Source organism: Mesoflavibacter sp. SCSIO 43206, assembly GCF_019904215.1.
In the GTDB taxonomy this organism is placed as follows: Bacteria; Bacteroidota; Bacteroidia; order Flavobacteriales; family Flavobacteriaceae; genus Mesoflavibacter; species Mesoflavibacter zeaxanthinifaciens.
In genome coordinates, this window is record NZ_CP063201.1 from 540001 (window position 1) to 565033 (window position 25033).

25 protein-coding genes and 1 tRNA gene (1 of these 26 cut by a window edge) are annotated in these 25033 nt (G+C 30.9%); 11 read left to right on the top strand and 15 right to left on the bottom strand.

Features of this window, described 5'->3' with window-relative positions:
* A protein-coding gene (locus INR78_RS02740; protein WP_223077366.1) for a putative porin crosses the window boundary here: on the bottom strand, positions 1-1691 show its 5' portion. 268 nt of this gene lie to the left of the window's left edge; the window shows 1691 of its 1959 coding nt (coding positions 1-1691); its start codon is at positions 1689-1691; its stop codon lies beyond the left edge, outside the window.
* 140 nt (positions 1692-1831) lie between these two features.
* Between INR78_RS02740 and INR78_RS02745 the strand changes: the two genes are divergently transcribed.
* Genes INR78_RS02745 through INR78_RS02755 form a run of 3 tightly spaced genes read left to right on the top strand, consistent with a single transcriptional unit; the run spans position 1832 to position 5934 of the window.
* Positions 1832-2431 (top strand): ribonuclease HII, encoded by a 600-nt coding sequence (locus INR78_RS02745; RefSeq protein WP_223077367.1) that lies wholly within the window; start codon positions 1832-1834, stop codon positions 2429-2431.
* A 33-nt stretch (positions 2432-2464) separates the two neighbouring features.
* Positions 2465-4876, top strand: a complete 2412-nt coding sequence (locus INR78_RS02750) for a DUF3352 domain-containing protein (RefSeq protein WP_223077368.1) — start codon at positions 2465-2467, stop codon at positions 4874-4876.
* 8 nt (positions 4877-4884) lie between these two features.
* Entirely contained in the window at positions 4885-5934 is a 1050-nt protein-coding gene (locus INR78_RS02755; RefSeq protein ID WP_027881142.1) for a nucleoid-associated protein, read from the top strand.
* A 38-nt stretch (positions 5935-5972) separates the two neighbouring features.
* On the opposite strand, the gene lipB is transcribed toward INR78_RS02755, so the two are convergent.
* Genes lipB through INR78_RS02770 form a run of 3 tightly spaced genes read right to left on the bottom strand, consistent with a single transcriptional unit; the run spans position 5973 to position 7649 of the window.
* Positions 5973-6683: a lipoyl(octanoyl) transferase LipB gene (gene lipB / locus INR78_RS02760; RefSeq protein ID WP_223077369.1), complete on the bottom strand. Its 711-nt coding sequence runs from the start codon at positions 6681-6683 to the stop codon at positions 5973-5975.
* 4 nt (positions 6684-6687) lie between these two features.
* A complete protein-coding gene (locus INR78_RS02765; RefSeq protein ID WP_036227664.1) occupies positions 6688-7449 on the bottom strand; it encodes a hypothetical protein in 762 nt (253 codons plus the stop codon).
* A gap of 41 nt (positions 7450-7490) precedes the next feature.
* Positions 7491-7649 carry a YqaE/Pmp3 family membrane protein gene (locus INR78_RS02770; RefSeq protein WP_081653219.1) on the bottom strand — a complete coding sequence of 53 codons (159 nt, stop codon included), beginning with the start codon at positions 7647-7649 and terminating at the stop codon, positions 7491-7493.
* Between the two features lie 176 nt (positions 7650-7825).
* On the opposite strand from INR78_RS02770, the gene lysS reads away from it, so the two are divergent.
* The 3 genes from lysS to INR78_RS02785 all read left to right on the top strand — a co-directional run bounded on the left by lysS (position 7826) and on the right by INR78_RS02785 (position 10642).
* Complete coding sequence (lysS, locus tag INR78_RS02775; RefSeq protein WP_223077370.1) at positions 7826-9520, top strand: lysine--tRNA ligase; 1695 nt, start codon at positions 7826-7828, stop codon at positions 9518-9520.
* Positions 9521-9676: 156 nt separating this feature from the next.
* A complete protein-coding gene (locus tag INR78_RS02780) occupies positions 9677-10150 on the top strand; it encodes a hypothetical protein (RefSeq protein ID WP_223077371.1) in 474 nt (157 codons plus the stop codon).
* Between the two features lie 135 nt (positions 10151-10285).
* A complete protein-coding gene (locus INR78_RS02785) occupies positions 10286-10642 on the top strand; it encodes a hypothetical protein (RefSeq protein WP_027881136.1) in 357 nt (118 codons plus the stop codon).
* An 80-nt stretch (positions 10643-10722) separates the two neighbouring features.
* Here INR78_RS02785 and hemL read toward each other — a convergent pair whose 3' ends face one another.
* From hemL to INR78_RS02800, 3 genes are read right to left on the bottom strand one after another with little or no spacing between them, the layout of a single operon-like run.
* Positions 10723-12000: a glutamate-1-semialdehyde 2,1-aminomutase gene (hemL, locus tag INR78_RS02790; RefSeq protein WP_223077372.1), complete on the bottom strand. Its 1278-nt coding sequence runs from the start codon at positions 11998-12000 to the stop codon at positions 10723-10725.
* 3 nt (positions 12001-12003) lie between these two features.
* Positions 12004-12816 carry a glucosaminidase domain-containing protein gene (locus INR78_RS02795; RefSeq protein ID WP_223077373.1) on the bottom strand — a complete coding sequence of 271 codons (813 nt, stop codon included), beginning with the start codon at positions 12814-12816 and terminating at the stop codon, positions 12004-12006.
* Between the two features lie 4 nt (positions 12817-12820).
* Positions 12821-13744, bottom strand: a complete 924-nt coding sequence (locus INR78_RS02800; RefSeq protein WP_223077374.1) for a 1-aminocyclopropane-1-carboxylate deaminase/D-cysteine desulfhydrase — start codon at positions 13742-13744, stop codon at positions 12821-12823.
* Positions 13745-14026: 282 nt separating this feature from the next.
* Here INR78_RS02800 and INR78_RS02805 point away from each other — a divergent pair, with 282 nt between their 5' ends.
* A complete protein-coding gene (locus tag INR78_RS02805) occupies positions 14027-15454 on the top strand; it encodes a hypothetical protein (protein ID WP_223077375.1) in 1428 nt (475 codons plus the stop codon).
* Here INR78_RS02805 and INR78_RS02810 read toward each other — a convergent pair.
* A complete protein-coding gene (locus INR78_RS02810) occupies positions 15451-15774 on the bottom strand; it encodes a hypothetical protein (RefSeq protein ID WP_223077376.1) in 324 nt (107 codons plus the stop codon). The genes INR78_RS02805 and INR78_RS02810 overlap by 4 nt on opposite strands.
* A gap of 49 nt (positions 15775-15823) precedes the next feature.
* Between INR78_RS02810 and INR78_RS02815 the strand changes: the two genes are divergently transcribed.
* The 3 genes from INR78_RS02815 to INR78_RS02825 are packed head-to-tail and all read left to right on the top strand — an operon-like array spanning position 15824 to position 18559.
* On the top strand, positions 15824-15991 hold the full coding sequence (locus tag INR78_RS02815; RefSeq protein ID WP_223077377.1) for a DUF5522 domain-containing protein: 168 nt from the start codon (positions 15824-15826) through the stop codon (positions 15989-15991).
* Positions 15992-16005: 14 nt separating this feature from the next.
* Entirely contained in the window at positions 16006-18000 is a 1995-nt protein-coding gene (locus tag INR78_RS02820; RefSeq protein ID WP_223078020.1) for a urocanate hydratase, read from the top strand.
* 13 nt (positions 18001-18013) lie between these two features.
* Positions 18014-18559 carry a DUF4136 domain-containing protein gene (locus INR78_RS02825; protein WP_223077378.1) on the top strand — a complete coding sequence of 182 codons (546 nt, stop codon included), beginning with the start codon at positions 18014-18016 and terminating at the stop codon, positions 18557-18559.
* Between the two features lie 42 nt (positions 18560-18601).
* Here the strand turns inward: INR78_RS02825 and INR78_RS02830 are convergent, their stop codons facing one another.
* From INR78_RS02830 to INR78_RS02850, 5 genes are all read right to left on the bottom strand, one after another.
* Positions 18602-18931 carry a thermonuclease family protein gene (locus INR78_RS02830; RefSeq protein WP_223077379.1) on the bottom strand — a complete coding sequence of 110 codons (330 nt, stop codon included), beginning with the start codon at positions 18929-18931 and terminating at the stop codon, positions 18602-18604.
* Between the two features lie 135 nt (positions 18932-19066).
* Positions 19067-21376, bottom strand: coding sequence for a M1 family metallopeptidase (locus INR78_RS02835; RefSeq protein WP_223077380.1), 2310 nt, complete (start codon positions 21374-21376; stop codon positions 19067-19069).
* Between the two features lie 62 nt (positions 21377-21438).
* Positions 21439-21939 carry a DUF6702 family protein gene (locus INR78_RS02840; protein ID WP_223077381.1) on the bottom strand — a complete coding sequence of 167 codons (501 nt, stop codon included), beginning with the start codon at positions 21937-21939 and terminating at the stop codon, positions 21439-21441.
* Positions 21940-21996: 57 nt separating this feature from the next.
* Entirely contained in the window at positions 21997-22767 is a 771-nt protein-coding gene (locus tag INR78_RS02845) for a carboxypeptidase-like regulatory domain-containing protein (RefSeq protein WP_223077382.1), read from the bottom strand.
* 13 nt (positions 22768-22780) lie between these two features.
* Positions 22781-23596: a carboxypeptidase-like regulatory domain-containing protein gene (locus tag INR78_RS02850; RefSeq protein WP_223077383.1), complete on the bottom strand. Its 816-nt coding sequence runs from the start codon at positions 23594-23596 to the stop codon at positions 22781-22783.
* Positions 23597-23710: 114 nt separating this feature from the next.
* On the opposite strand from INR78_RS02850, the gene pepE reads away from it, so the two are divergent.
* Positions 23711-24418, top strand: coding sequence for a dipeptidase PepE (gene pepE / locus INR78_RS02855; protein ID WP_223077384.1), 708 nt, complete (start codon positions 23711-23713; stop codon positions 24416-24418).
* Positions 24419-24450: 32 nt separating this feature from the next.
* Here the strand turns inward: pepE and INR78_RS02860 are convergent.
* Together INR78_RS02860 and INR78_RS02865 are read right to left on the bottom strand one after the other, a co-directional pair.
* Positions 24451-24523 (bottom strand) — tRNA-Gly (locus INR78_RS02860).
* A gap of 48 nt (positions 24524-24571) precedes the next feature.
* Positions 24572-24997: a GNAT family N-acetyltransferase gene (locus tag INR78_RS02865; RefSeq protein ID WP_106680216.1), complete on the bottom strand. Its 426-nt coding sequence runs from the start codon at positions 24995-24997 to the stop codon at positions 24572-24574.
* Positions 24998-25033: the final 36 nt, after the last annotated feature.

The following is a 25033-nucleotide window of genomic DNA, read 5'->3' on the forward strand; positions in this document are numbered from 1 at the left end:
GTTTGAAGAAACATCGCTTTTTTAAACACGTGATTTGAATAATACAATGTATTACGTGTTACTATTTGAGGTACATTTAATGTATTATTCTCATCGGAGACATTTTGATATAGTACCGTATTATCTAAAGCGAAGTTTTTATATCGGATTTCTTTTTGAAGTTTTGCTCTAAGATATGTAATTGTAGCACTATTTTGAAAAGGCTTTACGTTATCATCTTCGTTTTTTGCAAAATACACATTGTCTGTTATGGTGTTAAAGTCTAATGATAGGTTTACGTATTTATCGGATTTAATGTCAAAAACTATTTGTTGTGTCTTTATATTGTTGAAATTATTTTTCCAATTATAATTCACATAGTCACTTTGATACAATAAGGTGTTAAAATTTGGAGCCACAGTATGATGATTAATACCTACAGAAGCATCAAAGTTTTCACTTAACTTATAGCCTGCTTTTGCTGATAGATAATTAGAATCATAATCACCCACGATGTTTAATTGTGCTTCTCCAGATAATAAGAAACCTTTATATTGTTTTTTATACTTTCCGCCAACGCTTAATATGTCTCCTTTTATTCTATTAGGTATTGTCCCAGAATCTAAATACAATACTTTATTGTAACCATAATTATAATTATTATGACTTGCATTAAATCGTATGCTTCCTATTGTTTTATTTGTATAATCTAGTCGTAATTGATTGTAAAAACGCTCATACTCATTTCTATCTACTAGATTTGATGTCTTAAAAGCTTCTCCAAAATAATCATCGCTCCTACTTTGTTCAAACTTATATATTTTATCTTCTAACATCATTACATGACCTACTTGTAACTTATTGGTTTGTGTAGAATCGTTATGTTTAATGATATCATATGTATGGTTAAGATAAAATCGTTTTCCTAAAAATAAACTTTCGGCATTTTCAAAATTTACTTCAAAAACACCTCTATCTAAGAAATCTTCATCTCCAGTTTCAAAAAACTCAATACTTTCATCTGTAATACCACCATTTTCTTCATTTAAAATATCTTGAGAGGTAAAGTGCATATTAGCTATATATCTATTGTTTTTAGTCTTATAGCTTGCTGTCATCCTTAAGTTTCCTGTACTTGATAAAGAATTTTGATAAAATCCCAAAGATCGCATTCCTTTATATGCAATAGATAAATTAAGTCGTTTTGATGTGTTTACCGTAAAAAAAGCATCTAATTGCTGACCTTGTGTAAAAGCTGTTTTATAGTAAATCTCTGTTAAAGGCGTCGGGACATGGTAATAATTAACATCTTCTGCGTCTAAATAATTAAAATGTTTTGCGTTAGCGCCAAATTTGGGCAATAAATTATTATCACTAAAATTATGCGTCAAACTATTATACGTTTGTCCAACATTAGCAAAAGGCATTAAACCAAAATCATCACGTCTTAAATAATTATATTTATACTCTTTTTTTATAGATAAGGTTGTATCTAAATAAGTAGAGTCACTTTCAGGAGTAATTATTAGATATTGTGTTATTTCTGTGTCTTCAAATTTGACTTTTTTCCATTTTTTTTCTCCTCCTTGACCAATAGAATCCATTAACTCTTGATCTTCTTTTGACACATCTGACTTCCCTCCAAGTTTTCTTTGAGCAAAACCAAATACTGTAAACATTATTAAAATTATACTGAAAATTATTTTTTTCATTAATTGCTGACTATTTTAGTCTTTTAATTTTTAAATTATCTAAGTGCCAAAAATAGCAAATATCTTTATGGTATTTGATTTTTAGTAAAGAAAGGCATAAATCTATAATTTTTTAAACGTTTTATTATTCATTTTATTTAATGCTTAAACTAAATTTTTCTGGCTTTAACCTTGAATGTGGCACAGACGAAGCTGGTCGTGGTTGTCTTGCTGGTCCTGTTACTGCTGCTGCTGTTATATTAAAACCTGATTTTAAAAACTCTATTCTTAACGATTCTAAACAGATAAGCGAAAAAAAGCGTGACATTTTAAGACCTGTTATAGAAAATGAAGCTTTATGTTTTGGCTTTTCTCATATCTATCCTGATGTAATTGACGAGATAAACATTTTAAATGCATCAATTTTAGCAATGCACAATTCTATTAAAACTTTAAAAAACACACCCGAATTCATCATAGTTGACGGCAACAAGTTTAAACCTTTTAAAGAAATACCGCATGAAACTATAATAAAAGGAGATGGTAAATTTTTAAGCATTGCAGCTGCTTCGGTTTTAGCAAAAACGTATAGAGATGAGTATATGAATAAAATCCATAAAGAATTCCCTATGTATAATTGGAAAAAAAACAAAGGTTACCCAACAAAAGAGCACAGAGAAGCCATTAAGGAATTTGGCGTTACAAAATATCACAGGAAATCTTTTAGACTATTACCAGAACAATTGAAATTAGAACTGTAACTTTCTATCTTTGCATAAACCCTCATAATTTATATGAAACATTTTTGGTATTACCTTTCAATAGTATTCTTAGTTTTTTCTTGTAATTCGGATTCAAAAAAAGTTAAGGTTGTAGATTTTATTTCAGAAAATGCAGATATTGTTTTAACCATTAACAACCTAGAAGGTTTTACAAACAACCTTAATAATAATGATCTTCTTTCTTCATTAAACAAAACTAAAAGCTATCAAAATACAGTAGCGCAGTTTGCCTTTATAAAAAACCTAAAAACAAAACATCCTATATATATAGGTATAGATTCTAAAAAAGAAACTGTTTTTAGTTTTACAACAAGATTATCAGATTCTATTTTTACTTTAGATAGTACAAAAAGAAAATCTTTACAATTAAAAGGGTTTTCTGCTGAAGAAATTTTAATAGACAGTTTAAAACTTTACGTTACTAAAAAGGATAGTATACTAATAGGGAGTAATACCAAAACCGAATTAGAGCAAATCATAAACAGTAAGCATAAACCTGAACACATTAAAAATTTAATTAATGTCCAGGATAAAAATGCTTCATTTTCTGTGATTGCTACAAACAACTCACCTGTAAAAAGTCTTTTTAGAAACGAAAAGATTACGTTTTCAAATTTCACTAATTCGTTAACTTTTGATGCAGATGTATCTCAAGACCAAATTATATTAAATGGTATTACAAAAGCAACAGATAGTAGTAACAGTTTAATTAATGTTTTTAAAAATACAATACCACAAACCAACCAACTTGCACAAATTGCACCATCTAACAGTAATGGTTTTTTAAGTTTGACCTATAACAACTACACTACGTTTAAAAAAAACCTAAACGCTTTTACTAAGAAAAATGACACTTTAGCAAATTCACTTTTAAAAAACAGTATAGAATTTGGAGAAGTTTATTTTGAATCAGGCAACCTATTTATTATAAACACCGAAGATATTATTGCTACAGAAGAAGCCTTAATAAGCGAACAACATCTTGTAGAAACTTACCGAAATGTAGATCTGTTTAATTTTAGTAATCCTGAAATTTTCAATAATACATTAGCACCATTTATAAATAAAGTTGAAGCTAATCATTATTGCGTGTTAGATCAGTTTGTTGTATTTGCTAAAACTACCGAAGCTCTAGAAAATGTTATTGCTAATTATCAAAACCAAACCACATTTAGCCACCGCGATTATTACAAAACAGTAAAATCAAAAATTAGCAATGATGCTTCAATCTTACAAATTTTAACTCCTGAAAGTTTAGAAGCAACAGTTAAACACAACTTATATTCAGAAGAAGATTTAAACCTAAAGGGTTATAAAACTTCTGCTATACAATTTATATATGATCGGGATTTTGCACATTTCAATGCTATTTTCAAAAAAGCAAAACAAAGTTATAGAGACAATATTATTTCTGAAGTATTCAATATAAAAATTGAAAATGACGTACTTAACACGCCGCAATTTGTTACTAATCATACAAACAATCAAAAAGAAATTATAGTACAAGACATTACTAACAATTTGTATTTAATTTCTAATAACGGAAAAATCTTATGGACCAAACAACTAGACGGTCCAATTTTAGGTGAAGTCAACCAAATAGACATGTACAAAAACAGCAGGTTACAATTAGCTTTTGCAACTCCGCATCGTGTTTATGTTATAGATAGAAATGGTAAAGACGTAGATCCTTTTCCTCTTAAATTTAGTGACGAAATCACACAACCTTTAGCTGTTTTTGATTATGATAAAAGACGTAAATACAGATTGTTTGTCACTCAAGGTAAAAACGTATTATTATACGATGCAAAAGGAAAAACGGTAAAAGGTTTTGAATTTGAATCTGCCAAAGACATAATTAATACGCCTCCTAAACATATAAGAATTGGCTCTAAAGACTATATTATTGTAAAAACAGATAATCATTTACACATTTTATCAAGACGCGGTAAAACAAGAGTCAATGTAAAACAACAGTTAAATTACTCTAATCAACCAGTTTTTGAATTTAATAACGGATATATAACAACAACAAACAACGGAAAATTAGCTACAATTGACCAAAACGGGAATGTAAACGTTGCTAATACCAATCTAAAAGAAAAACATCAACTAGTTACAACTACAAAAACATTGGTGTCTCAATCAGAAAACATACTTAATATTAAAGACAAAACGCTTAATTTAGATTTAGCAAATTACACGGCGCCAAAGTTATTTTATATCAATAATAAGATATACGTTTCGGTAACAGATGTTCAAAATCAAAAAATTCTTCTTTATGATAGTAATGCTGAAATGATTGAAAACTTCCCGGTTTATGGTACATCAAGCATTGACCTAAACAATATTGACACAGACAATAAATTAGAATTTGTTACTAAAGGAGAAAGCAACAATATTTTAGTTTACAAAATTAACTAATAGCACTAATGATAAACAGAAACAAAGCCAGCATACTTAAATGTATAATTCATAAAGTTGGTAATAAACATAACGATACAAAAAATGCATTTTCTGAAAACGAATTACAGTTTGACGAAGAAAGCTACGAGCTTATGCTACCTTTTTTACTAAGACCTTTTACTAGCTTAGTACAAAGTCACAGATTTAATCATCACGCCAATATCGAGTTAAATGAAATTAATGCCTACTCTAAAGAAATTTTTAGTGATGATAATGCATTAGTAGAAACTTCAAAAAACATAGTAAAACATTTATACGAGCAATCTACAAGTGCACAAATTAAAACAGGAGATGTTATTGTAGCTTATTTTGATGGTATAGAATATAATGAAATGGTCATTGATGCAGTTGGAATTTTCAAAATTGAAAATAAAAGCAATTTCTTTCAAACCTATTTAGAAAATAATAGCTACGATGTTATTGTTCAAAAAGGAATCAATGCCAAAAAACTAGACAAAGGTTGTTTAATTTTAAACACAGGTGATGCAGAAGGAAAAGTAGTGCTTACCGTAGATAACAATAATTATGATGCAGCATATTGGACAGACAAGTTTTTAAACATAAAATATGCAGACGATTATAATAGTCATACCCAAAACTATTTAGAGTTATGTAAAGAGTTTTCTACAGAAGTTATAAAAACCAGTTACGGATCTAAAGAAAGAAATGACTTTTTAGCTAAAACCATAGACTTTTTTAAAGAAAATGAAATTATAAATGTAGAGCGTTTTAAAGAAGAAATCTTTGAAGAAGACAAACACATAGATTTATTTGAAAGCTATAAAAAAGATTTTGAAGCAGAGCAAAACATAATTATCAGAAATCAATTTGATGTTTCTGAAAAAGTATTAACCAAAGAAAAAAAGAAAATAAAAACCGATATAAAATTAGATACGCATATCCAAATAAAACTTGATATTGACGCACCAGATGCTGCTAGCGAACATCTAGAACGCGGTTACGACGAGGACAAAAAAATGCATTACTATAAAGTATATTTTAATGCAGAAGATTAAAAACAAAAAAGCGATTTGAAATTTCAAATCGCTTTTTTTTATACTATCGCTGTTACAAATTCAGCTTCAAAAAGAGTTTTAAAATGATTAAGCAGTTTTTCTTTTACTTCAGCTTCATCTACTTCCTTTACACCTAACTCTACATTTAAAGAAGTTACTGCTTTTCCTCTTATGCCGCAAGGAATAATATTATCAAAGTAGCCTAAGTTTGCATTCACGTTAAGTGCAAAACCATGCATAGTTACCCATCTACTAGCACGTACGCCCATAGCACAAATCTTACGTGCAAACGGTGTACCAACATCTAACCAAACTCCTGTTTCGCCTTCACTACGGGTAGCATCTAAACCGTATTCTTTTAAAGTTAAAATAATAACCTCTTCAAGAAAACGTAAATACTTATGGATGTCTGTAAAAAAATTGTCTAAATCCAATATAGGATAACCAACAATTTGTCCTGGTCCATGATAAGTTATATCTCCGCCTCTATTTATTTTATAAAATGTAGCACCTTTTTCTTCTAACTGTTTTTCATCTAAAAGTAAATTAGACATATCGCCACTTTTACCTAAAGTATATACATGCGGATGCTCTACAAAAAGAAAATAGTTTGGAGTTTCTAAACCTGCATCTTCTCTTCTATTTTTAATTTTTATATCAAGGATTTCTTTAAATAAAGTTTCTTGGTAATCCCAAGTATCTTTATAGTCTTTAAATCCTAAATCTTCTATTATTATTTGTTTATTCAATGTATTAATCTTCTAAAATTACTTCCAAATTTAAAGCTTCTGGATCTGTTACATAAGTTGCAAAAGGAAATTCTACCATTATAGTTTTTCTATCTGCACTAAACATAGCGTTATCATTATTTACAGATTTTACTGGTCTAGGAAAATGATAATTTAATTTATACGTAGAAGACCCAAACATAGCCATCATATCTTTAATACTGTCTGCTCCTTTTTGATGAGCTTCTGGATCCAGAATTTTCACTGTTCTTGTAAATGTTTTTCCGTCAAAATTATAATCTAGTTTTGTAGCTGTATTATCTAATTGACTAAAAGGATTTGACGGATCATTAATTGGTTGCTTCTTTCCTTTTTTATTACCTTCTAACTCACTAAAAGTATTCATGGCTTCAAACATATTTTGCATTTCAGAAGCATTATTAAATTCTGTAAACAACTCAAATGTCATTTGTTCTGTTTCAGGATTCATAACCATATGCATACTAAAGTTTTCTAGCTTTTTAAATTTCGCTTGTTCTTCAGCTGGTAATTTAGATATACTATCTCTTTTTTCGTCAAACAATTCTTTAAAACTAAAGGTAGAATCTATAGCTTTTTCGCCATCTTCTTTAATTTTATCTCCTGCCATTTGCATTAATTGAGAGCCATCAAAAGAAAAAGAAATTTTACCTGATCCGTCTTCGTTAATGTAAACATCTTCAGAAAAGTTACAACTGGTTAAAAACAGAGTCATAAGACCAAAAACTAGAGTAAAAAATTTGTTCATTATAATTATTGATTAAGTTGATTAAAGTACAAAGATACGATTTATCTGTTAGGATTGTTTACAATTATCAAAGCCGCTATAGTACCTGGTATCCAACCCAAACACCATAATATAAATACGATTAGAATTGATCCGCATCCTTTATCTAAAACGGATAAAGGCGGAAAGAAAATGCATAATAATACGCGCCAAAAAGACATAATAATTTGATTTTTAATGATTGATGATTACATATAAGACGTTTACAAAAGTCATTTGTTACAAAAAATAACCCTTATTTTGATTCAATTCTAGACGCTGCATTACGTAAAAAAATAGTTTTAATTCCTCTGTTAATATCTTATCTTTGCCAGCTAAAATTATATTCAAAATAAACATGTCACAATTATCTGAGCAAGAACTTGTAAGAAGAGAAAAACTAGGTAAATTAAGAGAACTTGGTATTAACCCTTATCCTGCGGATTTATTTCCTGTAACCGAAAACTCTAAACAAATAAAATCTCAATTTGAAGAAGGAAAAAAGGTAGTTATTGCCGGTCGTTTAATGAGTCGTCGTATTCAAGGAAATGCTAGTTTTGCCGAACTACAAGATAGCGAAGGTCGTATTCAAGTTTATTTTAATAGAGACGAAATTTGTACTGACGAAGACAAAACAAAATACAATACTGTTTACAAAAAATTACTTGACATAGGTGATTTTATTGGTATTGAAGGCGAATTATTTACAACTAAAGTTGGCGAAAAAACAGTGTTAGTAAAAGACTTTACCTTATTAAGTAAAGCATTAAAACCTTTACCATTACCAAAAGTAGATGCCGAAGGTAATATTCACGATAAATTTGATGATCCTGAATTACGTTACCGCCAACGTTATGCAGATTTAGTGGTTAACCCAAAAGTTAAAGACGTATTTGTAAAACGTACTAAATTGTTTAACGCCATGCGTCAATTTTTTAATAACTCTGGTTATTTTGAAGTTGAAACACCAATCTTACAACCAATACCTGGTGGCGCTGCTGCACGACCATTTATAACGCATCATAACAGTTTAGACATTCCTTTATATATGAGAATTGCTAACGAACTGTATCTAAAACGATTAATTGTTGGTGGTTTTGAAGGTGTTTATGAGTTTTCTAAAAACTTCCGTAACGAAGGTATGGATCGTACGCACAATCCAGAGTTTACCGCTATGGAAATTTACGTGGCTTACAAAGACTATAACTGGATGATGGATTTTTGCGAGCAATTATTAGAGCATTGTGCAACAGCTGTAAACGGAACAACAAAAGCGACATTTGGCAAACACGAAATAGACTTTAAAGCGCCATACGCAAGAGTAACTATGGCAGACTCCATAAAACATTTTACAGGTTTTGATATTACAGGTAAAACAGAAGCAGAAATAAGACAAGCTGCAAAAGACATGGGTATTGAAGTTGATGAAACCATGGGTAAAGGAAAATTAATTGACGAAATTTTTGGAGAAAAATGTGAAGGTAATTACATCCAACCAACATTTATCACAGATTACCCAAAAGAAATGAGTCCGTTATGTAAAGAACACCGTGATAATCCTGAGTTAACAGAACGTTTTGAACTTATGGTTTGCGGTAAAGAAATTGCAAATGCCTATTCAGAGCTTAACGATCCTATTGATCAAAAAGAACGTTTTGAACACCAATTAAAATTAGCCGAAAAAGGAGATGACGAAGCTACCGAGTTTATAGACTACGACTTTTTACGTGCTTTAGAATATGGTATGCCACCTACATCTGGTATGGGAATTGGTATGGACAGATTAATCATGTTTTTAACCAATAACCAATCTATACAAGAAGTATTGTTTTTCCCTCAAATGAAACCTGAGAAAAAAGCAATACCAATGACAGATGAAGAAAAAGCAGTATTTACAATCTTGAAAAAAAATAATCCAATAAACCTTAACGCACTTAAATCACAATCTGGATTAAGTAATAAAAAATGGGACAAAACCATAAAAGGCTTAACCAAATTAGGCGTTGCAAAAGTGAACAAAACAGATGATGGTTTATTTGTAGAAATAGCATAACTTTTATTTCTACATAAGTAGAAACCTAATATATAGAATAAGGAATTAAAGAAATGTAGTTCCTTTTTTTGTTAATTAATTCACAAAAATAAAATACTATTAAACCATTTAACTTTTTAAAGGTCAAAGTAGTAAATAACTTAAAAAACAAAACAGATGAAAAAATTAGCAATACTAGCTTTAGCATTAATCACATTTCAAGCTAATGCACAAGACAAAAAAGAAGTAAAAAAAGAACGTAAAGAAAAAATGATGCAGTTAGAACCTCAAGAAATAGCTGAGCTTCAAACTAAAAAAATGACTTTACATTTAGATCTTACCGAAGCACAGCAAAAAAAGGTAATGGCGCTTAATTTAGAGCAAGCTAAACAACGTAAAGCTGTTATGGAAAAACGTAAAGAAGCTAAAGAAAAAGGTAAAAAACCAACAAAAGAAGAACGCCTAGCTTTTGAGAACAAAAAATTAGATGCTCAAATTGAAAATAAAAAACAAATGAAAAGGATCTTAAATGAAGAACAATACAAAAAATGGGAAACCATGTTAGAGGAAAAAGCTAGAATGAAAAACAGAATGAAAAGAGGGAAACGTATGGAAGAGAAAAAAATGCATAAAGAGCTATCAAAAGATTAACACAATCTTAATTACTTAGTATTTTAATCACTTTAAAAGATAAAAAGCATTGATTTGTCTAATCAATGCTTTTTTATTTGTAATTATTAATCAAAAAGCGTTACTTTGAGATACAATTAATTAACTATTACTACAATGAAAAAATTATTTACTCTTTGTTTATTTGTTTTTGGACTTTTATTAACTACTCAATCAGTTAATGCACAACAAAAGTTTAGCACAGAAGTTAACCAAAAAGCTTATCAAAAAGCTGTAGAATATGGTAGACACTTAAAAGCAGACCAAGAAACACAAGAAGCTATGTACACTGCTTTTCAAGAATATTATGACAAAACAAATACATTAAACAAAACTCAAAAAATTGGTTCTAGCGGATATACTGATTTAGAAACAAAAATCAACAAACGTTTACTTACATCTTTAGAGAGCGTTTTAAATGAAGAACAATTTGGGAAATATTTAGAATTAACAGACCAAATCAAAGACGAGTAATAATTATCATATTTATTATAAAAAAAAATCCGATTGAAAATTTCAATCGGATTTTTTTATTTCAAAACATACTTATTTATCTAACTAAATATAGTATTACAAGCGGCTATAGTCTTATCTAAATCTTCGTAAGTTAAAGCATCATTTAAAAACCAACTTTCAAATGCGCTTGGCGCTATATAAATTCCTTGGTTTAACATACCGTGAAAAAACGTTTTAAATGTTTCATTATTTCCTTTTGCAGATGTTTCAAAATCTACAACTTCATCTTCACAAAAATGTACCGAAATCATAGAACCTACTCTATTTATGGTATAAGTCACATTGTTTTTGTCTAAAACTTCTACTAAACCTTTATGTAAGTATTCTGTTTTTTTAGCTAAACTCTCAAAAACATTTTCACTATTTAGTTCTGTAAGCATCGCTAAACCTGCAGCCATAGCTAAAGGATTTCCGCTTAAGGTTCCTGCTTGATACACTGGTCCTAAAGGCGCAAGATGATTCATTATTTCGTTTCTTGCTGCAAATGCACCAACTGGCAATCCACCACCAATTACTTTTCCGAAGCAAACAATATCTGCTTTAATACCAAATAATTCTTGTGCTCCGCCTTTTGCTAATCTAAAGCCTGTCATAACTTCGTCAAAGACTAACAAAACATTATTATCGTCACATAAAGCTCTAAGTCCTTCTAAAAAACCTGGTTTTGGAGGTATACACCCCATATTTCCTGCAACTGGTTCTAGAATTATACAAGCTATTTCATCTTTATTAGCCTCTATTAAAGATTTTACATTATCTAGATCGTTATATTTTGCTAACAAAGTATCTTTTGCTGTTCCTTGAGTAACTCCTGGACTATTTGGTGTACCAAAAGTAACTGCGCCACTTCCTGCTTGTATTAAAAACGAATCTGAATGCCCATGGTAGCAACCAGCAAATTTGATTATTTTTTCACGTTTTGTGAAACCTCTTGCCAATCTAACAGCGCTCATACAAGCTTCTGTACCTGAGTTTACAAATCTAATTTTATCAATATTTGGCACCATTGACACAGCTAGCTCAGCAATTTTAGTTTCAATTTCGGTTGGCGTACCAAAAGATGTTCCTTTTTTTGCTTTTTCGATTACTGCGTTAACTACAGGCTCATGTGCGTGACCTAAAATCATTGGTCCCCAAGATGCTATGTAATCTATTAATTGGTTTCCATCTTCGTCGTATAGATATGCTCCTTTGGCTTCTTTAACAAAAATCGGTATTCCGCCAACAGCTTTAAATGCTCTAACAGGACTATTAACGCCTCCAGGAATTACTTTTTCTGCTTCAGCAAATAAGGCACTACTTCTTTTATAAATCATGTATTAAAAATCTTTTGGAATTGGTTTTACGAATAAAACTTGACCTACGTGTAAATCGTTACTTTGTAAACCGTTTAACGATTTTAACTGGTCTACTGTTATATTATATTTTTTTGAAATGGCATAAAGTGTATCGCCTTTTACGACAACATGTTTATCATTGTTAACGGTTTGCTTTCCTAAAACTTCAGCATCAAATCTATCTAATTGATAACGTTCTATCAAGCTTATTAATTTATCAGGGTACTTTCTATCTGTAGCATAACCGGCTTTTCTAAGCTCTATTGCCCAATTTTTATAATCGTCTTTTTCTAATGTAAAAAGTTTTGAATAACGTTTTCTTTCTTTTAAGAATAATGAATGATCTCTGAAAGAGTATTTTGAGTTTTTATATTTTCTGAAACACTCTTGAGATGCATCATCATCATGATATATTTTTGCGCCTGTCCATTCATGACATTTTATACCAAAGTGATTATTAGCTTCTACTGAAAGTCTTCCTTGCCCAGAAGCAGATTCTAAAATACCTTGCGCTAAAGTGATACTTGCTGGTATGCCGTAATTACGCATTTCTTCTTGAGCTATATCACTGTAAATTGCTATATATTCTTCTGTTTTATTTGCGTAAACTTTAGGTGTACTTTTTGGTGTTACCGCTACAACAACCTCTTCTGTGTCTTCTTTAGGAGTTGTTTTCGGTGTCGTTTTTATAACAACTCTTGGTTTTGTTTTAGTTTTTTTAGTTGTAACTTTTCTAGAACTACCACAACTTACTATTAATATTGAAAGTAGTAAAAGCGTAAATATTTTCTTCATCAACCTAAATAATTAGCGGTTTATTTTGTTTTTCTAGTTTAGCGTTCATTCCTTCTATTCCTTGTAATCCTCCGGTATGAATTGCTAAAATTTTTGAGTTTGCTTTAAAATACCCTTTTTGGATTAAATCAAAGATACCAAACATCATTTTTCCTGTATAAATTGGATCTAACGGAATTTCAGTTTCTGCTTTAAACTTATTGATAAACGTAATTAAACTGTCATTTATTTTTCCGTAGCCTCCAAAATGGTAATCTGTGATTAATTCCCAATTTGTACTTCTGGCAAATTTACTAATATCTTTATTTAAAAAGTCACCTTTTAATGACGAAAACCCTAAAACTTTTTGATTAGATTTTGACGCATTAATTATCCCAGAAACTGTACCACCTGTTCCAACAGCACAACATATATAATCAAACTTACTATCCTTCTCATTTAAAATTTCTTGACATCCTTTTATGGCTAAATTATTTGTTCCTCCTTCTGGTATTAAATAAAAATCACCAAACCGATCTTTCAAATTTGAAATAAAATTAGGATTAGACTTATCTCTATAGTCTTTACGACTTATAAATTTTAATGTCATTCCGCAAGATTTAGCAAAACTTAGTGTAGGATTAGTGTTAACTTTATCTTTCAATTCTTCTCCTCTAATAAATCCTATAGTGTTAAAGCCTTCAGCTTTACCTGCAGATGCAACTGCTGCAATATGGTTAGAAAATGCACCTCCAAAAGTTAGCAAAGTTGTTTTATTTTCTTTTCTAGCTTGTAAAACGTTATATTTAAGTTTTCTATACTTATTACCAGATACAAAAGGATGTATTAAATCTTCTCTCTTTATTGAAAGCTCAATATCTTTTTTATCATCTAACCAAACATGCTGATTATCTGATAAAAAATTAGAAGAAAATAAATTTAAACTCATTACTTATTTTATTAAGTACCAAACTTCAAAAAACTGATTTAAAATAAAAAGAAAAACTATATAAATAAATTTAAAAACAAAATTGACCAAAATTCATTTTTAAGCAATTAAGTATTTTCTTACAAGGCAATAAAACTCCAATAAACCAGCAAAATCAGCAAAAAAAAACATATGAACAATTTTAAATAACATGTTTTTTATTGATAAAAAAAGCATATAAATATTAAAAAGTAAAGAACTGATTAATTTTGTTATTTAAAATGTTAAAAAAAACTTAAAGCAATGAAGAGAATTTTCACAAAAAAAAACACACTTGTTTTATTTGCTTTTTTAAGCTTTTATTATAGCTACTCACAAGTTGGGATTGGGACTACTGCACCAAGAGGCGCAGTAGATATAGCTTCTACCACACAAGGTTTAGTTTTCCCTAATGTAGCTCTTGTAAATACCATTACAGAAACCGCTGTTAATCCTCAAGGAGGATCTATACCTACAGGAACTGTAGTTTATAACACTGCAACATCTGGTACATCTCCAAACAATGTAGCACCTGGTTTATACTATTGGAACGGATCTAGATGGATTGCTTTTGCAGGCTCACCTGGTGGATTAGATTGGTCTTTAACAGGTAATAGTGGTACAACTGCTGGTACAAATTTTTTAGGAACAACAGATGCGCAAGATTTAAGACTATATACAAATAATGTTGAGAGAGCTAGAATATTAAGCACTGGAAATATTGGAGTTAACTCGGCAGGAACTGCATCAAGTCAAATTTTTGTTGAAGCTGATAATACAGAAGATGCTGTTGCGGGTATAAATGATGACACAGTTGGTAATGCTTTTTGGGGGAGAAACTCAAATAGTGGTGGGACAGCTATAATAGGTGCTACCAATGGACTTGGTGGTGTTTATCCTACAAAAGGTGCGGGTGTAGCAGGATCAGCTATCGACGGACATGGTATATCTGGTATGGCTGGTAATGGAGCACCAAACAATACTGCTCATGATGGAAATTCTGCAGGATATTTTTCATTGGATTCTGACAATAATCCAAACACAAATAACTCTAGTGCATTTGCTTTAATTGCTGGTAAAACCGAAATTAATCCACCAGGAGGTGGTACTCCTTTAAGCAGATCTTTATTTGGAGGGTATTTCGTTTCTGGAATTGGACCTGGACAAGCTTATGCATATGTAGGAACTAAATATGACCATGATAATACAGGAGCAGGAGGAACAAATTATAAAATTTTAGGTGATGGAACTGTTTCAACTATAGTAAAAGATAAAGATAACAATCCTAGAATTATGTTTGCTCCAGAAGCACCCGAAGTACTTTTCCAAGACTATGGAATTGGTAAACTAGTAAACGGAACAGCAGTGATTAAACTAGATGAAATTTTAAGTAGAAACATCTTAGTTGACAACACTCATCCTCTAAAGGTTTTCATTCAATTAGAAGGAGATTGTAACGGTGTATACGTAACAAACAAATCAGACAAAGGCTTTACCGTTAAAGAATTACAAAACGGAAATAGTGATGTTACTTTTTCTTGGCAAATCGTTGCTACAAGAGCCAATAGTAAAGATACGAATGGAGAAATAACATCTCATTTTGAAAACTTAAGATTTCCTATCGGTCCAAAATTAGTACAAGAACCAGGATTCAAATCAAAAGAAGTAAAGAAAGAAGAAACTAAAAACTAAACATACTTAAAAAAACTCCAAAAAGACCTCCCCTTTAAATAGTCGAGGTCTTTTTCATTTTCATAAGCTTCACGCTCAAAAGAAATATTTCGATATGCCCTACTCCAATTTTTAAATTGTACAAGTCTAATTAAAAACTCAATTCCATACCAAATAAAAAAAGGAAGAACCAATAACTCTAATTGCTGTCTTAAATGTATTTTTTCATGATTAATTAAAATCATGTCATCTTTTTGTCTTTTATGCTTTAACACTATAAATGGATAAATAGTTATAGCCGTATAACCTTTTGGCACCAAATATTTAAAAACTAAAAGCATAAGGTTTTTGATATAAAAGTAGTAGTAAAATTACATTATCTTTGTAAATATGAAGAAAATCATTCCTGTAGAAGAAGGTGATTATTATCTAACATCAGAAGGTTACCGTTGTTTTACAGCGCAATATCACCTTAAACGTGGTTATTGCTGCCAAAGCGGTTGCAGACATTGTCCTTATGGGTATGATAAATCAACCAATACATTAAAAAAAAAGTAATGCAAACAACAAGTATATCATTTAAAGAACAAATTTTAGAAGGAATTCCAAATGAATTACCTCAACCAAAACCGTTTGATCATTCTTTAAATCATGCACCAAAAAGAAAAGACATTTTAAATGTCGAAGAAAAAAAATTAGCATTAAAAAATGCGCTTCGTTATTTTGATAAAAAACATCATGCAACGTTACTTCCAGAGTTTAAAAACGAATTAGACACCTACGGAAGAATCTATATGTATCGCTTACGTCCTGATTACAAAATGTATGCAAGACCAATAGAAGAATACCCTGCAAAATCTAGACAAGCAGCTGCAATCATGTTAATGATTCAAAACAATTTAGATTATGCTGTTGCACAACATCCGCACGAGCTAATAACTTATGGCGGAAATGGTGCAGTTTTTTCAAATTGGGCACAGTATAGATTAACCATGAAATATTTAGCCGAAATGACCGATGAACAAACCTTGGTTATGTACTCTGGTCATCCAATGGGCTTATTCCCTAGTCACAAAGAAGCACCTCGTGTTGTAGTCACTAACGGAATGATGATTCCTAACTATTCAAAACCTGATGACTGGGAAAAATTTAATGCACTAGGCGTAACACAATATGGTCAAATGACTGCTGGTAGTTATATGTACATTGGTCCGCAAGGTATTGTTCACGGCACAACTATTACAGTACTTAACGGATTTAGAAAAATTAAAAAACAACCTAAAGGAAATCTATTTGTAACTTCTGGATTAGGCGGAATGTCTGGCGCACAACCAAAAGCAGGTAATATTGCTGGTTGTATTACGGTTTGCGCAGAAGTCAACCCAAAAATCACACAAGTACGATTAGACCAAGGTTGGATAGACGAAAAAATTACAGATGTAAATGAATTAGTTACTCGTGTTAAAAAAGCAAAAGCAGAAAAAGAAACAATTTCTATAGCCTATTTAGGAAATGTGGTTGACGTTTGGGAAACTTTTGATAAAGAAAACATACATATAGATTTAGGTAGTGATCAAACCTCATTACATAATCCTTGGGCTGGTGGTTATTATCCTGCTGGATTATCTTTTGAAGATGCCAACACAATGATGGCTAATCAACCAGATTTATTTAAAGAAAAAGTACAAGAATCTTTACGTAGACAGGCTAAAGCAATAAATAAACATACCGCAAAAGGCACGTACTTTTTTGATTACGGTAATGCCTTTTTATTAGAAGCATCTCGTGCTGGAGCAGATGTAATGGCTACAAACGTCACTTTAGGTAGAGAGTTTAAATATCCAAGTTACGTGCAAGATATTATGGGACCAATGTGTTTTGATTATGGTTTTGGTCCATTTAGATGGGTTTGCGCTTCTGGAAAACCTGAAGATTTAGCTAAAACAGATGAAATTGCTTGTCAAGTTTTAGAAGAAATTATGCAGCATTCTCCAGAAGAAATCCAGCAACAAATGGCTGATAATATTCAGTGGATAAAAGGTGCTCAAGAAAACAAACTAGTTGTTGGTTCTCAAGCTCGAATCTTATATGCAGATGCTGAAGGACGTATGAAAATAGCCGAAGCCTTTAATCAAGCTATAAAAAATAATGAAATTGGACCTGTTATATTAGGTAGAGACCATCATGATGTATCAGGTACAGATAGTCCTTATCGCGAAACTTCAAACATTTATGATGGTTCTCGTTTTACAGCAGATATGGCTATACACAATGTAATTGGCGATAGCTTTAGAGGCGCTACTTGGGTTAGTATTCACAACGGTGGTGGCGTTGGTTGGGGCGAAGTTATAAATGGCGGATTTGGTATGGTTCTTGATGGTACTAAAGAAGCATCAACCCGATTAAAACAAATGTTATTTTGGGATGTTAATAACGGAATTGCAAGACGTAGTTGGGCAAGAAATGACGAGGCTATTTTTGCCATTAAACGCGCCATGCAAACCGAGCCTAACTTAAAAGTAACATTACCAAATATTGTGGATGATGATTTATTGAATTCAATTTAAAACATATAACGCTATGAAAACAATCATTAAACTTTTACCAATTGCTCTAATTGCTATGGTTATTACATCTTGTAGCTCGGTTAGAGTTGCTGCAGATTATGATAGAGATGTAGATTTTAACCAATACAAAACGTTTGCTTTCTTCAAATCTGGTATAGATAAAGCTGAAATAAGCGACCTTGATAAAAAACGTATCTTACGTGCAATAGAAGCAGAGTTATTAGCAAAAGGATACACAAAATCAGAAAATCCTGATATGCTAGTTAGCATTTTTACCAAATCTAATCAACGTGTTGATGTTTATAATAACTCTTGGGGCTTTGGTGCTTGGGGATGGGGCGCACCTGGATGGGGATGGGGCTGGAATATGCAACCTAATGTTTCTACCAGAACACAAGGTGTTTTATTTGTAGACCTTATAGACGCTAAGAAAAAAGAATTAGTCTGGCAAGGACAAGGTACAGGTTACTTAAGTTCTAATATGGAAAAGAAAGAACAAAGAATAAAAGAATTTGTTGCAAAAATCATGGAGAAATATCCTCCTGGTAGCATGCAATAAGAATAAAAAAGGCGACTAATTAAATAGTCGCCTTTTTGTATTTTAAGGGTAATATTCTTTAGCGTGACCATTATCTACTAACCATTGATTAACTTCTAATCCATCTTCTAAAATAATATTTGCTAAATAACGACCATATTTACCTTGTTTATCTTTGTAAGAACGTATTGTTACTTCTTTCCCTAACATCATTTCTCTTAGTATATCTCTAACAATAATACCTTGCTCTCTTTCTTCTCCTCTAAGCTCTGGAGTATCTATACCGTAAAGACGTAATTTCATTTCTTGAAAATGTAAAAAACCTAAATCTACCATTGCTGTTACAGTATCTCCATCATAAACGTCTATAATCTTTGCTTTGTAATTGTACATATCTAATTGTTTAATAGCTATTTAAATATATAAAAACTAAGTGAAATACAGTCAATCAAACTATTATATGCAATAAAAAACCCTTAAAACTAAAGTTTTAAGGGTTAGATTTATAACTTAATAAAGTCTTTATGATTAATCTTTATTTTGTTTGAAGTTATCAAACTCGCTTGTTTGCTCTTCTTTTGGCCAAGTGTTGTTTGATGTGTCAACGTCTGCAGTTTCTAGTTTTGGATCTACTGTAATTTTTACAATTTCTTTTTCAGAAGCTACAGCTTTACTTACTTCTTTATCATTAAGTCTCCAGATTTGCGCTGGGTAAGTTTCTGTTTTTGATGTTCCGTCTGCATAAGTATATTCTACAATTATTGGCATTACCAATCCTCCTGGTTTTTCAAAAGTCACATTATAAAAATACTTTGGCTCTTTTAATTGCTTTTGTTCTGCAGGAGTAAAGTTATCCATAATGTATTCTTTTAGTGATTGAGAACCTTCCATTAAGCTTTTTGCTTTCATGTCTTCTTTGTAATCTTCACTTCCTTCTTCTACCATGTAAACTAATGGTGGTAAATCGCTTAAACTCATACCACGCGCTTTAACCATGTCTTTGATTTGCTGTGTTGGTTCATTAGATACATAAAACTTTTTAACATCTTTAATTGCTATATCTACATAATCTGTTGTATAAAACCATCCTCTCCAAAACCAATCTAAATCTACAGCAGAAGCATCTTCCATTGTTCTAAAGAAATCCTCTGGAGTTGGGTGTTTAAACATCCATCTTTGCGCATATGTTCTAAAAGAGTAATCAAATAATTCGCGTCCCATAATTGTTTCACGTAAAATATTTAACGCTGTAGCTGGTTTTCCGTAAGCATTATTACCAAACTGATATGTATTTAAACCTTTTGTCATAATTGGTGCTATGTAATCTTGATCACCACCCATGTAATTAACAATTTTTTCTGCAGGACCACGTCGTGATGGATACTTATCCATACCTGGAGATAAAGAAGACGGATACCACTCTGCAAAATCTTGTTCTGCTACGTATTGAGAAAATGTATTTAAACCTTCATCCATCCATGTCCATTGACGCTCGTCACTATTAACAATCATTGGGAAGAAGTTGTGTCCAACCTCATGAATAATTACACTTATCATTCCGTATTTTACACGATCGCTATAATTACCATCTGCATCTGGTCTTCCATAGTTCCAGCAAATCATAGGATATTCCATTCCTTGATTTTTAGCATGAACAGAAATTGCTTTATGATAAGGATAATCAAAAGTCATACGAGAATACGTTTTTAAAGTACTTGCTACTGCTTTTGTAGACCATTCTTCCCACAAAGGATTTCCTTCTTTAGGATATAATGATACTGCCATTACATCTTTATCACCTATTTTAACAGCCATCATATCCCAGATGTAACGTCTTGATGTTGTAAATGCAAAATCACGAACATTTTCAGCATATAGCTTCCATGTTTTTTTCTTTGTTGCTTTTGTTTTTTCTGCTGCTCTTGCTTCTTCTTCTGTTACGATTAAAACAGGCTCTTCATAAGATTTTTTTGCTTTCTCATAACGTTTCATCATTTCTTTAGAAAAAACGTCTTTACGGTTAGTTAATTTACCTGTACCATCTAACATATGATCTTCTGGTACTGTAATGTTCACCTCAAAATTACCAAATGGTAGTGCAAACTCATCACGTCCCCAAAATTGAGAGTTTTGCCATCCTTCTACATCATTATAAACTGCCATACGAGGATAAAATTGAGCTATAACGTATGCTCTATTATCGTCTTCCTCAAAGTATTCGTAACCAGAACGACCTCTTCCTTCTACGTGATTGTTAATGTTATACCACCACTTAATTTTAAAAGTAAATTGGTCTCCAGATTTTAATACTGAAGGCATTTCTACTCTCATCATGGTACGATTAATCATATGTGGTAAAGGATTACCTTTTTCATCTTTTACAAATTCAATATTAAAACCTCCATCAAAACCTTCTGTCATGTAGCTATTAGCAAATGATGAAGTTTGTTGTGCTGGTGCTATACCGCTTCCTTGTATTAAAGGTGTTTTAGAGTCTTTAGCTCTCATATTTTGATCTAATTGTACCCATAAATACTCTAGGTTGTCTGGTGAGTTGTTAGTGTACGTAATTGTTTCTTCACCGTAAATTCTAGCGTTAACATCGTCTAACTCGATGTCCATTTTATAGTCTGCTTGTTGTTGGTAATAAGCAGGACCTGGTGCACCAGACGCTGTTCTAAACATGTTTGGTGTAGAAAACTCGTCGTATAATTGCTTAAACTTGTTGTTGTTAGTATGACCTGGTTGTCTTTCTTTTTTGTCTTCAGCTTGGTCTTGCGCAAATACACTTGCTGAAACAAATAAAGCTGAAAGAAATAAATACTTTAGTTTTTTCATTTTTAGAATTAGTTATAAAGGATGTGAATTTAACAAAATTTAACGTTGCTATAAAGGCTTTACTAAAAGTTTAACAAACCTTTATCGTTCTGCGCAGTTAATACCACGGTTTTATTTTTGTTATTAATATTGGTTCTTATAACGTTTTTTTGATCTTCAAACATATCAAACAAAACCTTATTTTTAATTTGGAAAGTAGAAATTGATTTTATGTTTTCTATCTCTAGGTAACAATGCATAATACCATCATCATATTTTTTGCCTATAAAATTTGGTATTACTTCCTTATTATTTATTGATATTTCAATTTTTGTTAAAAGATATTTTTTTATGTAATCATCTATTTGTGTTTCGTCATCACCTCTATCTAAAGTTATATTCTTGTCGTATCTTTTTCTCAATACACTTTCAAAATCATCAATAAATATTCTAGAAATTATTTGCACAGATTGTTTCTCTTTCACAAACTCTATTTGTGTAATACTTACATAATATTTGTGTAGTGTATTAAAAGAGCATAAAAAGAAAATTGCTATTACAGATATTAGTTTAATTGATTTCATTTAAGTGTATTATTTAGAGTCACAAATCTAATGGTTAGTAACCAAAAACCATTCTAATTAATTATCATTTTGTATTTGACTTACATTTTTAATAAACTCATTATACTTATCTGTAAAAAATTGTAATGCTTCTAAGTTACTTTTTGTACATCTTGATCTAAAGTTTGGATCTTCTTGACAGTAGTAAAAAAACTCGTCTTTTTTGTCTTCTGGTAAGGGATTTTGGGTAAAAAAATCTTCGATTAAATCATTTTTTAATCTAGCTAATAACGCGTCATTACTTTCTAACCTTACGCGTTCTTTTAACATTTTTGTGCGACCGGTAATAGTGTTTAAAAACTTATTAAAATTAACAGCAGCACCTAAGCCTATTGCAAACATTTTTTCGTTTCCGCCTGCTTCATTAAGTCGGTTTTCGTTTTGGGTTAATGGTTTTCCTTTGTAACCAGGTATACCTACATCATAAAAGTTAATATCTGCTTTTGCTGTTGAGGAAGAAACATCTTTATTTAAATCTCCAGAAAGTTGTTTGGTTAAAAAAACTTCATCCAGATCATTAGTAAATAATTCTAATTTGACGTTTAAAGTTTTTGTCTTAATATTTTCTTCTGATACAACTTTAACTAAAACCTGATACTGAACTGCAGAAAACACAATTGTATCATTAAGTTTTGCATTAATTTTAAAAACGCCTAAACTATCTGTAGTTGCATTAGTAAAGGATGTTTTATTTAAAACGTGAATATTTTCTAAATCATCATCTGCTACTATCTGACCTTTTATAGTAACCGTTTGAGATATTGAAAATTGTACAATAAAAGCTAACAATATAAAAAGTTGATTACTCTTTTTCAACTGGATTCTCACTTAAAAATTTTTTACTCTTTTTGTTTAAATCCTCTATTAATTGCACCTCATTACCTTTTTCTAGAAGAGATACATCAAAATCATTTTTTTGCACAAATGCTATAAAAGCTTCTACTTGTTCTTCTGGGATATTAAAATTTTTAGTGTAATAATCATGTTGGTATTTATCTGCTAAAGTCTGGGTTGGTATTTTCTCTGTTTCTGTATTAGTATTTTTAGATTTCTTTTTTGGTTTAAAAATTAAATTCACCAAACCTTCAACAATTGCAACACCGTTAGCTTGATAACGTATACGATCATTTTGATTCATCGCTGCATAATTTTCTACCTTACTATATCTGTCATCAGAAAACTCGTATACAGATATATCATCCACTCCAAAATAAATAGCATCCATATCTGGATTAAACACTTCTACACTTTCAATATCTTCTTTTAAAACACCAGTTAAATCGTATGGTAATATTACAACCTCATCTAACTTATTAACTCGTTCTACTAAAAAAACAGTCATTTGCTTATTTTTAATAATAGATTGTGTTACTGTTAAACTAAAATCTTTAAACTGAAGCGCAGACACCTCTACCTTATCATTAAGCATAACTTGCAAGGTAAACTCTCCTTTTTCATCTGTAATTGTTCCTTTATTAGAAGATATATTAAAAATTGTAACACCTTCTACATCTGGTGTATTTACAATAATTTTACCTTTTACAGTAACTCTGGTTGAATCTTGAGCTAAAGAAAAAATAGTGAAGAAGAATAAACATAAGGATAGAAAATATTTCATAACGGTTGATTTTACTGTAAATTAAGCATTTTTACTCTTAATTTAATTCTAATTAGGCACTAAACTTTTGTTAAAAGCTAGCTTTACATAAATTTACAAAAACTATTTATTACAATGAAGCAAATAATTATTGCAAGCACTTCTACCGTACATGGCGGTCAATATTTAGACTATCTTTTAGACACATTAAAAACTCATTTTAAAGACACAGAAGAAGTTATCTTTATTCCCTACGCTAGACCTAGCGGAATCACACATAAACAGTATACAGAAAAAGCTAGCAATGCTTTTAATAAAATTGAAAAAAAATTAATTGGCTTACATACTTTTAAAAATCCAAAAGAAGCTATAGACAACGCAAAAGGTATTTTTGTTGGTGGCGGAAACACCTTTGTTTTAGTCAATGCTCTTTACAAATTTAATTTAATTGAAAGCTTACAAGACGCCATAAAAAAAGGAACTCCGTATTTAGGAACCAGTGCTGGAAGCAACATTTGTGGTCTTACCATGAATACAACTAATGACATGCCTATTGTTTATCCGCCAAGTTTTAAAACATTAGGTTTTGTGCCATTTAATATTAATCCACACTATTTAGATCCAGATCCAAACAGCAAACACATGGGTGAAACTAGAGAGACTAGAATAAAAGAATTTCATCAATTTAATACACAACCAGTAATTGGCTTACGCGAAGGAAGTTGGATAGAAGTTAAAGACAACAATTTACAATTAAAAGGAAATTTACAAGCACGTATTTTTGAGCACAATCAAGAACCTTACGAAGTTGATCCTGATACATTCTTAAATGAATTGAAATAAAAAAGCTTCATCGTTTTTGATGAAGCTTTTTGAGCGGGAGACCGGGTTCGAACCGGCGACATTCAGCTTGGAAGGCTGACGCTCTACCAACTGAGCTACTCCCGCTTTTTGCGGTGGCAAATATAAACAAAGATTTTAATTATTTGCAAAAAATTATAATTTCTTTAAAAAATGATAGCCTAAAATTTCAAAACCTTCGTTATAATAAAATTTGTGTGATGGGTAGTTTTGAACGTAAGTGTTTAATTCACAAGTAGTACAGCCTTTACTTTTGGCATAATCGTATAACCACTTAAAAAAAAGTTTACCAAGACCATTTCCTCTATATTTTTCTTCAATATACACATGATCTACTTCCATACTCCTACCAACGTAATGTCTTGTTTGAAACCACATTCCTGACATACCAATTAAAGTATCGCCATCATAAACACCTGCACACTCATAATTTTGAGTAATCATTTCGGCAAAACGCTCTTTTAATACTGCATCAGAATTAGCATTATTAGTTAATTTTTGCATTAACGGAATAATGCTGAAAATTTCAGTTTTATCTATTATTTTAAACTTAAAAGACATCTCAATTTTTATTGCAAAATTAGTTAATTTTGAAAT

Coding starts and splice junctions, on each gene's coding strand:
- INR78_RS02745 (WP_223077367.1), top strand. CDS start 1,832: ATGCTTAAACTAAATTTTTCTGGCTTTAACCTTGAATGTGGCACAGAC.
- INR78_RS02750 (WP_223077368.1), top strand. CDS start 2,465: ATGAAACATTTTTGGTATTACCTTTCAATAGTATTCTTAGTTTTTTCT.
- INR78_RS02755 (WP_027881142.1), top strand. CDS start 4,885: ATGATAAACAGAAACAAAGCCAGCATACTTAAATGTATAATTCATAAA.
- INR78_RS02765 (WP_036227664.1), bottom strand. CDS start 7,449: ATGAACAAATTTTTTACTCTAGTTTTTGGTCTTATGACTCTGTTTTTA.
- INR78_RS02770 (WP_081653219.1), bottom strand. CDS start 7,649: ATGTCTTTTTGGCGCGTATTATTATGCATTTTCTTTCCGCCTTTATCC.
- lysS (WP_223077370.1), top strand. CDS start 7,826: ATGTCACAATTATCTGAGCAAGAACTTGTAAGAAGAGAAAAACTAGGT.
- INR78_RS02780 (WP_223077371.1), top strand. CDS start 9,677: ATGAAAAAATTAGCAATACTAGCTTTAGCATTAATCACATTTCAAGCT.
- INR78_RS02785 (WP_027881136.1), top strand. CDS start 10,286: ATGAAAAAATTATTTACTCTTTGTTTATTTGTTTTTGGACTTTTATTA.
- hemL (WP_223077372.1), bottom strand. CDS start 12,000: ATGATTTATAAAAGAAGTAGTGCCTTATTTGCTGAAGCAGAAAAAGTA.
- INR78_RS02795 (WP_223077373.1), bottom strand. CDS start 12,816: ATGAAGAAAATATTTACGCTTTTACTACTTTCAATATTAATAGTAAGT.
- INR78_RS02800 (WP_223077374.1), bottom strand. CDS start 13,744: ATGAGTTTAAATTTATTTTCTTCTAATTTTTTATCAGATAATCAGCAT.
- INR78_RS02805 (WP_223077375.1), top strand. CDS start 14,027: ATGAAGAGAATTTTCACAAAAAAAAACACACTTGTTTTATTTGCTTTT.
- INR78_RS02810 (WP_223077376.1), bottom strand. CDS start 15,774: ATGCTTTTAGTTTTTAAATATTTGGTGCCAAAAGGTTATACGGCTATA.
- INR78_RS02815 (WP_223077377.1), top strand. CDS start 15,824: ATGAAGAAAATCATTCCTGTAGAAGAAGGTGATTATTATCTAACATCA.
- INR78_RS02825 (WP_223077378.1), top strand. CDS start 18,014: ATGAAAACAATCATTAAACTTTTACCAATTGCTCTAATTGCTATGGTT.
- INR78_RS02830 (WP_223077379.1), bottom strand. CDS start 18,931: ATGTACAATTACAAAGCAAAGATTATAGACGTTTATGATGGAGATACT.
- INR78_RS02835 (WP_223077380.1), bottom strand. CDS start 21,376: ATGAAAAAACTAAAGTATTTATTTCTTTCAGCTTTATTTGTTTCAGCA.
- INR78_RS02840 (WP_223077381.1), bottom strand. CDS start 21,939: ATGAAATCAATTAAACTAATATCTGTAATAGCAATTTTCTTTTTATGC.
- INR78_RS02850 (WP_223077383.1), bottom strand. CDS start 23,596: ATGAAATATTTTCTATCCTTATGTTTATTCTTCTTCACTATTTTTTCT.
- pepE (WP_223077384.1), top strand. CDS start 23,711: ATGAAGCAAATAATTATTGCAAGCACTTCTACCGTACATGGCGGTCAA.
- INR78_RS02865 (WP_106680216.1), bottom strand. CDS start 24,997: ATGTCTTTTAAGTTTAAAATAATAGATAAAACTGAAATTTTCAGCATT.